The sequence below is a fragment of the Stenotrophomonas sp. SAM-B genome (assembly GCF_013387485.1).
In the GTDB taxonomy this organism is placed as follows: domain Bacteria; phylum Pseudomonadota; class Gammaproteobacteria; order Xanthomonadales; family Xanthomonadaceae; genus Stenotrophomonas; species Stenotrophomonas maltophilia_AA.
Map to the genome: position 1 here is coordinate 1 of NZ_JABBXB010000020.1, position 10939 is coordinate 10939.

At 67.5% G+C, this 10939-nt stretch carries 13 protein-coding genes; 6 read left to right on the forward strand and 7 right to left on the reverse strand.

Annotation, left to right across the window (positions count from 1 at the left end):
- Window positions 1–223: 223 nt before the first annotated feature.
- Genes HH110_RS18980 through HH110_RS18990 form a run of 3 tightly spaced genes read right to left on the reverse strand, consistent with a single transcriptional unit; the run spans window position 224 to window position 2247 of the window.
- On the reverse strand, window positions 224–1174 hold the full coding sequence (locus HH110_RS18980; RefSeq protein ID WP_019185395.1) for an aspartate carbamoyltransferase catalytic subunit: 951 nt from the start codon (window positions 1172–1174) through the stop codon (window positions 224–226).
- Between the two features lie 16 nt (window positions 1175–1190).
- Window positions 1191–1688 carry a Holliday junction resolvase RuvX gene (ruvX, locus tag HH110_RS18985; RefSeq protein WP_176991060.1) on the reverse strand — a complete coding sequence of 166 codons (498 nt, stop codon included), beginning with the start codon at window positions 1686–1688 and terminating at the stop codon, window positions 1191–1193.
- Complete coding sequence (locus HH110_RS18990; RefSeq protein ID WP_176991061.1) at window positions 1681–2247, reverse strand: YqgE/AlgH family protein; 567 nt, start codon at window positions 2245–2247, stop codon at window positions 1681–1683. Before HH110_RS18990 ends, ruvX begins: the two co-directional genes overlap by 8 nt.
- 109 nt (window positions 2248–2356) lie before the next feature.
- Here HH110_RS18990 and HH110_RS18995 point away from each other — a divergent pair, with 109 nt between their 5' ends.
- Complete coding sequence (locus HH110_RS18995) at window positions 2357–2893, forward strand: DNA-3-methyladenine glycosylase I (RefSeq protein WP_176991062.1); 537 nt, start codon at window positions 2357–2359, stop codon at window positions 2891–2893.
- The gene (locus tag HH110_RS19000) at window positions 2890–4029 is read left to right on the forward strand and encodes a hypothetical protein (RefSeq protein WP_176991063.1); all 1140 of its coding nucleotides are present in this window, start codon (window positions 2890–2892) and stop codon (window positions 4027–4029) included. Before HH110_RS18995 ends, HH110_RS19000 begins: the two co-directional genes overlap by 4 nt.
- 7 nt (window positions 4030–4036) lie before the next feature.
- Here HH110_RS19000 and HH110_RS19005 read toward each other — a convergent pair whose 3' ends face one another.
- The gene (locus HH110_RS19005) at window positions 4037–4744 is read right to left on the reverse strand and encodes a YitT family protein (protein WP_176991064.1); all 708 of its coding nucleotides are present in this window, start codon (window positions 4742–4744) and stop codon (window positions 4037–4039) included.
- Window positions 4745–4930: 186 nt separating this feature from the next.
- On the opposite strand from HH110_RS19005, the gene HH110_RS19010 reads away from it, so the two are divergent.
- Window positions 4931–5752 carry an alpha/beta fold hydrolase gene (locus tag HH110_RS19010; protein ID WP_176991065.1) on the forward strand — a complete coding sequence of 274 codons (822 nt, stop codon included), beginning with the start codon at window positions 4931–4933 and terminating at the stop codon, window positions 5750–5752.
- A gap of 87 nt (window positions 5753–5839) precedes the next feature.
- Here the strand turns inward: HH110_RS19010 and HH110_RS19015 are convergent, their stop codons facing one another.
- Together HH110_RS19015 and HH110_RS19020 are read right to left on the reverse strand one after the other, a co-directional pair.
- Complete coding sequence (locus HH110_RS19015; RefSeq protein WP_176991066.1) at window positions 5840–6976, reverse strand: PilT/PilU family type 4a pilus ATPase; 1137 nt, start codon at window positions 6974–6976, stop codon at window positions 5840–5842.
- Window positions 6977–7027: 51 nt separating this feature from the next.
- Window positions 7028–8065, reverse strand: a complete 1038-nt coding sequence (locus HH110_RS19020) for a type IV pilus twitching motility protein PilT (protein ID WP_038690018.1) — start codon at window positions 8063–8065, stop codon at window positions 7028–7030.
- Window positions 8066–8173: 108 nt separating this feature from the next.
- Between HH110_RS19020 and HH110_RS19025 the strand changes: the two genes are divergently transcribed.
- The 3 genes from HH110_RS19025 (at window position 8174) to HH110_RS19035 (ending at window position 10382) form a co-directional block, all read left to right on the forward strand.
- Window positions 8174–8854: a YggS family pyridoxal phosphate-dependent enzyme gene (locus HH110_RS19025; protein WP_176991067.1), complete on the forward strand. Its 681-nt coding sequence runs from the start codon at window positions 8174–8176 to the stop codon at window positions 8852–8854.
- Window positions 8855–8881: 27 nt separating this feature from the next.
- Entirely contained in the window at window positions 8882–9703 is an 822-nt protein-coding gene (gene proC / locus HH110_RS19030) for a pyrroline-5-carboxylate reductase (protein WP_176991068.1), read from the forward strand.
- A 76-nt stretch (window positions 9704–9779) separates the two neighbouring features.
- Complete coding sequence (locus tag HH110_RS19035) at window positions 9780–10382, forward strand: short chain dehydrogenase (protein ID WP_176991069.1); 603 nt, start codon at window positions 9780–9782, stop codon at window positions 10380–10382.
- Window positions 10383–10409: 27 nt separating this feature from the next.
- On the opposite strand, the gene HH110_RS19040 is transcribed toward HH110_RS19035, so the two are convergent.
- Entirely contained in the window at window positions 10410–10829 is a 420-nt protein-coding gene (locus HH110_RS19040) for a hypothetical protein (RefSeq protein ID WP_176991070.1), read from the reverse strand.
- Window positions 10830–10939 lie beyond the last annotated feature (110 nt).

Here is a 10939-nt window from a genome sequence, read left to right on the forward strand (position 1 = left end):
TCGGGAGCCGGCCAGCGGCCGGCACTACCCTGCATGCTGTTGGGATTTCTGCGGAGCCGGCCAGCGGCCGGCACTACCTGCATGCTGTTGGGATTTCTGCGGAGCCGGCCAGCGGCCGGCACTACCTGCGTGCTGTTGGGATTTCTGCGGAGCCGGCCGGCGGCCGGCACTACCGGTCATGCGCATCGACCAACGGTCGATGCCTACCGTGGGCCGAGACGGCTTATCCCAGCAACGTTTCCAGCACCGCCATGCGCACTGCGACGCCGTTGGCGACCTGGCGCAGGACCCACGACTGCGGGCCGTCGGCCACCTCGTCGGTGACCTCCACGCCGCGGTTGATCGGGCCCGGGTGCAGCACGGCGGCATCGGTGCCCGCACGCTTCAGGCGTGTGGCATCCAGGCCGTACTGCGCGTGGTACTGCTCCAGCGAGGGCACCAGGCCTTCTTCCATGCGCTCGCGCTGCAGGCGCAGCATCATCAGCGCATCGGCGCCTTCCAGCATGGCGTCGAAATCATCGCCGACGATGCAGCCCTTGAGCGTGTCATCGTCCGGCAGCAGCGACTGCGGGCCACAGACGCGGATCTCGCCGACGCCCAGCGTGCGCAGGGCATGCAGATCGGTGCGGGCCACGCGCGAGTGCTTCACGTCGCCGACGATGATGACCTTCATCTTCGAGAAATCGCTGCCCTTGGCCTGGCGCAGGGTGAGCATGTCCAGCAGGCCCTGCGTCGGGTGCGAGCTGCGGCCGTCGCCGGCGTTGACCAGGGCGGTGCCCTCGCCCGCCGCCGCCGCCAGCGCCGCCACCGCGCCATCATCGGGATGGCGCACCACGAAGCCGCGCACGCCCATCGCTTCCAGGTTCTTCAGCGTGTCACAGGCGGTCTCGCCCTTGCGGGTGGAGGACGTGGAGGCGTCGAAGTTCAGCACGTCCGCGCCCAGCCGCTGTGCGGCCAGCTGGAACGAGCTGCGGGTGCGCGTGGAGGGTTCGAAGAACAGCGTGCAGACCGCCGAGCCGCCGAGCACGTGGCGCTTGTTGCCGACCCGGCCAACGGCCGCATCACGGATCTGGCCGGCGCGGTCGAGCAGCTGCAGCAGGGTTTCGCGGGGCAGACCTTCCAGGGTCAGCAGGTGGCGCAGGCGTCCATCGGAATCGAGTTGCGAGGCGGTCATGGGCAGGGTCTGAGGGTCAGGAAACGGGGGTGGCGTCATCCGGGCTGGAGAGCCAGCGTTCGATGATGACCGCCGCGGCGACGGCGTCCAGCGCAGCGGCATCGCGGCGGCGTTTGCGGCCTTCGGCACGCTCGACCGCGAACCGGCGGGCCGCCTCGACCGAGCTGGAGCGCTCGTCGACCAGCACCACCGGCAGTTTGAAACGTTCCCGCAGCTGGCGGGCGAAGCCCTGCGCACGCTTGCGGTTGGGCTGGTCCTGGCCGTCCAGGGTCAGCGGATCGCCGACCACCAGGCCGTCCGGCCGCCATTCCTTGATCAGGCGCTCGAACGCGGTCCAATCCGGTCCGTTGCCGTGCACATCCACCACCGCGATCGCGCGCGCATGGGTGCCGAACGAACTGCCGATGGCCACGCCGATGCGGCGCGAACCCACGTCGAAACCGAGCACCGTGCCATCACGGCGGATGGTCGGCGGCGCGGCTGCGGCGGGCGCTGGCGTCGCCGACTCAGACATGGCCGCTGTAATCGGTGAGGCGGAACAGGTCCACGCCGATGCGTGCCGCCGCGCCCTGCCAGCGCTCGTCGAACGGGGTGCTGAAGAGCAGCTCGGCATCGGCCGGCACGGCCAGCCAGCTGTTCTCGGCGAGTTCGGTTTCCAGCTGCCCTTCGCTCCAGCCGGCGCAGCCCAGGGTGACCAGCGCATTGCGCGGACCTTCGCCGCGGGCCATCGCTTCAAGGATGTCGCGCGAGGTGGTGAGGAACACGCCCTCGCCCACGGCCAGGCTGGAATCCCAGCTGCGCGCATCATCATGGATCACGAAGCCGCGCTCGGGGTGCACCGGACCGCCGTTGAGCACGACCTGATTGCGCAGGGTGTCGCTGGTGGTGGTGATTTCCATCTGGGCCAGCACCTCGCCGAGGGTGTACTCGGAGGGCTGGTTGACCAGCACGCCCATCGCGCCGTTCTCGTCGTGCTGGCAGATCAGCGCCACGGTACGGGCAAAGGTGGGGTCGGTCAGCGACGGCAGCGCGACCAGCAGGTGGTGGGCAAGCGAAGTGGACAGTTCAGACATGGCCCCATTCTAGCCGCTGGCCGTGATGTGCGCTTTCGCGCTGACATAATGCAGGCCTGCGCGCGTGCCCCGGCCCGCGCGCCAGATCCGCCATCGCAAGGAGCTGCACGTGTCCGGTTACTGCCTCATCGCCCCCGGCCATCCGGTCCACGGCCCCTACCATGACCATGAGTACGGCTTCCCGCAGCGCGAGGAGCGCGAGCTGTTCGAGCGGCTGATCCTGGAGATCAACCAGGCCGGCCTGAGCTGGGAGACCATCCTGAAGAAGCGCGAAGGGTTCCGCGCCGCGTACGACGGCTTCGACGTGGACACGGTGGCCGCCTATGGCGAGCGCGACATCGAGCGTCTGCTCAACGATGCCCGGATCATCCGCAACCGGCTCAAGGTCCATGCGGCGGTCCACAACGCCCAGGTGATCCAGCAGCTGCGGGCCAGCCACGGCAGCTTCGTCGCCTGGCTGGATGCCCACCATCCGCTGGACAAGGCCAGCTGGGTGAAGCTGTTCAAGAAGACCTTCCGCTTCACCGGCGGGGAGATCACCGGGGAGTTCCTGATGAGCCTGGGCTACCTGCCCGGCGCGCACAGCCCGGACTGCCCCGTGTTCAAGCGTATCGACACGCTCAAACCGGCGTGGCGCCAGGCGTGAGGCACACCGCACTGCGGGCCGCGCTGCTCGCCGCTCTCACCCTCCCCTCGCAGGCCGGCGCCACCGGCCTGGACAACGTGCTGGCACGCCTGCGCGCGGAAATCGCCGCGATCCCGGCCGACGATCCCGCCCCGATCGACACCGTGCTGGCCCGTTACCGCGATGAGACCGGCATCGACCTGCAGATCCCGGTGGCCGGCGACAGCGATGCGCCGCTGCCCGCGCTGGTGCGCCCGCCCACCGTCACCCCGGCCGATTGGGACGCGGTGAGCCGCTACCTGCGCGATACCGATGCCCAGCACACCGTGCCGGTGGAGATGGGCGAGCTGTCCCTGTCCCTGCTCGATCTGGATGGCGACGGCCAGCGGGACCTGGTGCAGAGCGCCTACAGCGGGGGCACCGGCCTGTACACGCAGGTGGACATGCTGCGGCGGGATCCGCAGCGTGGCTTCGTCGTGCCGGACAGCCTGGACCCCCAGCGCCCGTGGGCACAGGGCCAGTACGGCCTCAGCGGGCGCGGCAGCGACCAGGGCCTGTACTGGCTGCGCATCGACGGGGTCAGCTACATCGCCTACCGCGACGGCGACTATTACGGCGACACCCTGCTGCTGAACCGGCCGCTGTCGGCCGACCCGCGCGAGCGCAGCCCCACGCAGCAGTTGAAGGTGCGCTACGGCCGCGAGCATCGGCTGGCCGATCCGGTGATGCACGTCGACGGCGATCCGCTGGATGCCCGGGCCACGGCGATCGCCACCGACCGCCGCCTGCTCCGGCACATCGAGCGGCTGCTGGGCGCGCTGACCGTCGACGGCGACGGCGTCGCGCATTTCGGCGATGAGCAGGGACGCTGCCCGGTTCCGGCCGGCACCGACCCCGGTGAAGCGGAGATCTGGCCGTGGCGGGGCGCGGGCAGCTACACCTTCGACACCGCTGCGGACACCGTGATCCGCTCGGGCCGCCAGTGCTACAGCGCGACCCTCATCGCCCTGCGCAGCAGCTATGCCGGCGACCATGCGCTGTGCTGCCAGCTGTGGTTGTACCGCGGCCCCGGCGAGCAGGTGGCCACGCTGGACCTGCGCAGCCGCCGCTGGGTCTCCGGCGTGACCCTCGTGCCGGTGCCGCCGCAGGGGGAATGACCGGGCGTCAGACGCCCATGTAGCGGCCCGGGCGGTGGTTGAACATCAGCACCAGGCTGAGCACCACCGCGCCGATCGCCGAGTACATCACCTTGGACGGGGACAGCACCGAGAACGCCACGCACATCAGCAGCGTATCGAAGGACATCTGCACCTTGCCGGCGCTCCAGCCGCGGGTGCGCTGCAGGTACACCGCCAGGATGCCGATGCCGCCGAGGCTGGCCCGGTGGCGGATGTAGAACAGGATGCCCAGGCCGGCCAGCGCACCACCGACGATCGCCGAGTACATCGAGCTCATGTGGGCGAAATCGGCCCAGCGCGGCAGCAGGTCGGTCAGCACGCCGCAGGCAGTGACCGCGGCGAAGGTCTTCAGGGTGAACTCCCAGCCCATGCGCCGCACGGCCACCCAGTAGAACGGCAGGTTGACCAGCACGAATACCAGGCCGAAGTTCCAGCCGAAGGCATAGTGGGCCAGAAACGCCAGCCCGGCCATGCCACCGATCATCAGCCCGCCCTTGGCGAAGATCGCCAGGCCGAGCGAGGCGACCAGGGTCGCCAGGATCATGCCCTGCACGTCCTCGGCCACGGAATGGCGCAGGGCTTTCTCGTCGGCTGCGGTGCCGGCGCTGTCCGGTGGCGGGGTCAGCGGACCTGCAGTGACCAGGTGGCCGTCAGCGTCGTCGCACGGCGCGGGGCCATGGGAATCAAGGGACATGGGGGTGGGGGTGTGACGTGGGGAGCGGTATTAGACACGATCGGCGTGACAGATGCTGCTGAAATCGATTCAGCCGGCCCAGGGACCCGAAATCGACATCCGCCGTTCATCCCGGCTGAACACCCTGCAGCTGCAGCATGCACGGGTACCCCGCTGTGCCCCTCCCTCCCTCAGGAGTTCCGTGCCATGCCCTACGTGACCACCGCCGACAACACCGAGATCTTCTACAAGGACTGGGGCAAGGGTCAGCCCCTCGTGTTGCATCACGGCTGGCCGCTCAGCGCCGATGACTGGGATACCCAGCTGCAGTTCTTCCTGCTGCAGGGCTATCGCGTGATCGCCCACGACCGCCGCGGCCATGGCCGCTCATCGCAGACCAGTGGTGGGCATGACATGGACACCTACGCCGCCGACGTCAATGCGTTGGCCGACCACCTGGACCTGCGCGATGCGATCCACATCGGGCATTCCACCGGGGGCGGCGAAGTCGCGCACTACGTGGCGCAGGCCAAACCCGGACGCGTGGCCAAGGCCGTGCTGATCGGGGCGGTGCCGCCGATCATGGTCAAGAGTGACACCAACCCGGGCGGCACGCCGAAGGAGGTCTTCGATGGCTTCCGGCAGGCACTGGTGGCCGGCCGTGCCGCGTTCTACCGCGAGGTGCCGATTCCGTTCTACGGCTTCAACCGCGAGGGCACGCCCCCGCAGCAGGGCATCGTCGACAACTGGTGGCGGCAGGGCATGATGGGCGCGATCAACGCGCATTACGACTGCATCAAGGCCTTCTCGGAAACCGACTTCACCGAGGACCTGAAGAAGATCGACGTCCCGGTGCTGGTGATGCATGGCGACGACGACCAGATCGTGCCGATCGCCGATTCGGCGGAGCTGGCGATCACGCTGCTCAGGCACGGCACGCTGAAGGTCTACAAGGGCTATCCGCACGGGATGTGTACGACGCATGCGGAGGTGATCAACGCGGACCTGTTGGCCTTCATCCGCGGGTGAGGGGCGTGCCGACCAACGGTCGGCACCTACCGGGGATGCGTGGCACCGGTAGCGCACGACCGTTGGTCGTGCGCCCCACCGCCCCGCTCAGCGGACCTCCGAAATCTCCACCCCATCCAGCCCCTGCGACAGCGTGCGTGCATCGCCGCCCTGGGAGAGCTTGATCCGCAGCCGCACTTCGTTCTGCGAATCGGCGTAGCGCAGCGCGTCTTCGTAGCTGATCTCGCCTGCCTGGTACAGCTCGAACAGGCTCTGGTCGAAGGTGCGCATGCCCAGCTGCACCGACTCCTTCATCACTTCCTTGAGCTTGTGGATTTCGCCGTCGCGGATGTAATCCTGCACCAGCGGCGTACCCAGCATGATCTCCATCGCGACCTTGCGCGATTTGCCATCCGGCGACGGAATCAGCTGCTGGGCGACCACGCCCTTGAGGTTCAGCGACAGATCCATCAGCAGCTGGTTGCGGCGGTCTTCCGGGAAGAAGTTGATGATGCGGTCCATCGCCTGGTTGGCATTGTTGGCGTGCAGCGTGCACAGCACCAGGTGACCGGTTTCGGCGAAGGCGATGGCGTGGTCCATGCCCTCGCGGGTACGTACTTCGCCGATCATGATCACGTCCGGCGCCTGGCGCAGCGTGTTCTTCAGCGCGGCTTCCCAGCTGTCGGTATCGATGCCGACTTCACGCTGGGTGATGATGCAGCCCTCGTGCTTGTGCACGAATTCGATCGGGTCTTCGATGGTGATGATATGGCCGGTCGAATTGTGGTTGCGGTAGCCGATCATCGCCGCCAGCGAGGTGGACTTGCCGGTACCGGTGGCGCCCACGAACAGGATGATGCCGCGCTTGGTCATCGCCAGCGTCTTGATGATCGGCGGCAGGCTCAGCTCTTCCACGGTGGGAATGCGCGTCTCGATCCGGCGCAGCACCATGCCGACCTGGTTGCGCTGGTAGAAGCAGCTCACGCGGAAGCGGCCGACACCGGACAGGCCGATGGCGAAGTTGCATTCGTGGGTCTTCTCGAACTCTTCGCGCTGCGCCGGCGTCATCACGTTCAGCACCAGGTCGCGGCTCTGCTGCGGCGTCAACGGGGTCTGGGTGATCGGCGAGATCTTGCCGTTGACCTTGATCGCCGGCGGCATGCCCGCGGTGATGAACAGGTCCGACGCCTTCTGGTGCGCCATCAGCTTGAGGAACGAGGTGAAGTCGATGGTGGTGGTGCTCATCGCGGTGTACTCCGAAGGTTTTCAGGAGCCGGCCAGCGGCCGGCACTACCACTATTCGAAAATCCGCTTGTCCTTGGCGTACTCGCGCGCCTGGTTGCGGGTGATCAGGCTGCGCTTGACCAGATCCTGCAGGTGCTGGTCCAGGGTCATCATGCCCATCTGCTGGCCGGTCTGGATCGCCGAGTACATCTGCGCGACCTTGTCTTCGCGGATCAGGTTGCGGATGGCCGGGGTGCCGACCATGATTTCCCAGGCTGCGGTACGCCCGCCACCGACCTTCTTCAGCAGCGCCTGCGAGATCACCGCGCGCAGCGACTCGGACAGCATCGAGCGCACCATCGGCTTTTCACCGGCGGGGAACACGTCGATGATGCGGTCGATGGTCTTGGCCGCCGAGCTGGTGTGCAGCGTACCGAATACCAGGTGGCCGGTTTCCGCGGCGGTCAGCGCCAGGCGGATCGTTTCCAGATCGCGCAGTTCGCCGACCAGGATGATGTCCGGGTCTTCACGCAGGGCCGAGCGCAGCGCTTCGTTGAAGCCGTGCGTATCACGATGCACTTCGCGCTGGTTGATCAGGCACTTCTGCGAGGTGTGCACGAATTCGATCGGATCCTCGACGGTGAGGATGTGGCCGTATTCGTTCTTGTTGATGTGGTCGATCATCGCCGCCAGCGTGGTCGACTTGCCCGAACCGGTCGGGCCGGTGACCAGGATCAGGCCCTGCGGCTGGTCGATCAGCTCGCGGAAGATTGGCGGCACGGCCAGGTCCTCCAGCGTGAGCACCTCGGACGGAATGGTACGGAACACCGCACCCGCGCCGCGGTTCTGGTTGAAGGCGTTGACACGGAAGCGCGCCAGCGAGGGAATCTCGAACGAGAAATCGACCTCGAGGAACTCTTCGTAATCGCGACGCTGCTTGTCCGACATGATGTCGTACACCAGCGCGTGGACCTGCTTGTGGTCCAGGGCCGGAATGTTGATGCGGCGGACGTCGCCGTCGACGCGGATCATCGGCGGCAGGCCGGCCGACAGATGAAGATCCGACGCTTTGTTCTTTACAGAAAACGCCAATAGTTCGGCGATATCCATGCGCTGCTACTCCCCATGACTGCTGCGACTGGAAGGTTCTTTCCCCGGGCGGCAGTATAGAGCGAGATGTGCACAATACGCTCCAGCCCCTGATCCACCGGACCCGCCGTGACCGCCCAGACCCTGCCTGCCATCCTGACGAACCTGCACAACGCGGCGGTGGCCGCCGGGCGGCCAGATCCCGTCCTGCTGGCGGTCTCCAAGACCCAGCCGGCCGAGGCCGTGCAGGCCTTGGCCGCGCAGGGCCAGCGGGCCTTCGGCGAGAACTACGTGCAGGAAGCGGTGGCCAAGATCGAGGCGTTGGCGACACTGGGCCTGGAATGGCACCTGATCGGCCACCTGCAGTCCAACAAGGCCGAGCTGGCCGCCCGCCATTTCGACTGGGTGCAGAGCGTGGACCGGCCCAAGCTGGTCACCGCGCTGGCCACGCACCGCCCGGCCACCCACCCGCCGTTGAATGTGCTGATCCAGGTCAACATCGATGACGAGGACAGCAAGCACGGCTGCGCCCCACAGGACATCCAGACCCTCGCCGCTGCCATTGCCGCCGCACCGCAGCTGCGCCTGCGCGGGCTGATGGCGATCCCGGCGCCCTGGCCGGAGGCGGACCGCCGGCAGGCGGCCTTCACCACCATGGCCGCGTTGTTCGCCACGCTGGCCGCAGCGCATCCGCAGGTGGATACGCTGTCGATGGGGATGAGCAGCGACTACCCTGAAGCCATCGCCCATGGCGCCACGATGGTCCGCATCGGCACCGCACTGTTCGGCGCCCGCCCGCGACCCGCCTGAGCGCCCCGCCCGTTCCAAGGAGAGTTCATGAGCACGTCCCCCATCACCTTCATCGGCGGCGGCAACATGGCCCGCAGCCTGATCGCCGGCCTGGTCCGCCAGGGCCTGGCCCCGGCCAGCCTCCATGTCGCCGAGCCGGTGACCGAACTGCGTGAGCAGCTGACCGCCGAATTCGGCATCAGTACCTACGCCAGCGCGAGCGAAGCCGCCGCGCAGGGCACGGTCTGGGTGCTGGCGGTGAAGCCTCAGGTGCTGCGCGATGTCTGCGCTTCGCTGACCGATATCGCCCACGGCAAGCAGCCGCTGGTGGTCTCGATCGCCGCAGGCATCACCAGCAGCCAGCTGGACCGGTGGCTGGGTGGCGGCCAGGCCGTGGTCCGTGCGATGCCCAACACGCCGGCCCTGCTCGGCGCCGGCGTCACCGGGCTGTTCGCCACCGCCGCGGTGAGCGACGCGCAGCGCGCGCAGGCCGATACCGTGCTGGCCAGCGCCGGGCGCACCGTGTGGATCGATGACGAAGCGCGCATGGATGCGGTCACCGCCGTCTCCGGCAGTGGCCCGGCCTACGTGTTCCTGCTGGCCGAAGCGATGGAAGCCGCCGGCATCGCCCAGGGCCTGCCCGCCGACGCGGCCCGCACGCTGGTCGTGCAGACCCTGCTCGGTGCCTCGCGCATGCTGGACGAATCCGGCGAAGCCCCGGCCGAGCTGCGCCGCCGCGTGACCTCGCCGAACGGCACCACCCAGGCCGCGATCGAGCGTTTCCAGGCCGACGGCTTTGAAGCCATGGTCGCGCGCGCGATCGACGCGGCGACGACGCGCGGGCAGGCATTGTCGGCGGCGAATGATTGACGACCAGACGCAGCCACGCATCGCGTGGCGCTACCTTGGCCGCCCTCTACCCCCTACGTTTAAGGGAAACATGCACATGAAGATCCTGCTTGTCGGTGCCAGCGGCACCCTGGGCCAGGCGGTCGCCAACACCCTCGGCGTCCACCACGAACTGATCCGCGCCGGTCGCCACGGCGGCGACGTGCAGGTCGATCTGACCGACGACGCCAGCGTGGACGCGCTGTTCGCGAAGGTGGGCAAGGTCGATGCGGTGATCGCGACCACCGGCCAGGTGCATTTCGGTCCGCTGGCGCAGATGCGGCCGGCCGACTTCAACCTGGGGCTGCAGGACAAGCTGCTCGGTCAGGTGCGGTTGAGCCTGGCCGCCCAGCATCACCTGAACACCGGCGGCTCGATCACCCTGACCAGCGGCATCATCAGTGCCCAGCCGATCCGCGATGGTGCCAACGCCACAGCCGCCAACGCCGCGCTGGAAGGATTCGTGCGTGCCGCCGCCTGCGAACTGCTGCCGCGCGGGCTGCGCATCAATGCAGTCAGCCCGAACGTACTGGCCGAGTCGATGGACGACTACGGCGCGTATTTCCCGGGCTTTGAACCGGTGACGGCACAGCGCGCGTCGCTGGCGTACCAGCGCAGCGTGGAAGGGATACAGAGCGGGCAGGTGTTCACCGTCTGGTGAGGGGCAGGTTCGCCTCTTCAAGAGATCCTATTCGAGGGAAGGGTCTGGAATCTGTATCCCTGCCCGCTCCAATATCTCGATGGTCCGTCGAGCAAACTGCAGCGGAAGGTCGGTGCTCCCGCCAAACATGTCCACGAGGCCGATCTCCACCACACATTCGACAAGCATGCCGAACTCATCCGCGTCCTCCCCGCTCAGCAGGTGCTCGATCTCGGCAGGCAGGGCATCGCCTCGTCCACTCAGCTGAAGTGCGGCTCCGGCCGCCGCCCATGCAGGCAGATTCTCCGAGATGGGCATGGACTTCAGATGCGCCAGCAGTTCGACGACGCATGCACAGTGTTGGATCCCTTTCGCAGTGCAGTACTGGTGCAGACAGGCGGCGCCGAAGAGCTGCTTGTTCGATGTCGACGCGTTTTCAAGCATCCGCAGGCGTTCATACCTATCCATGGTGGCCTTTTCCCACTGCAGGAATCCGAGGAACCGGAATTCTAGCTAGAACGGCCGCCGAGTATCCGGTAGTGCCGGCCGCTGGCCGGCTCCTGGCAACGGATGGAACT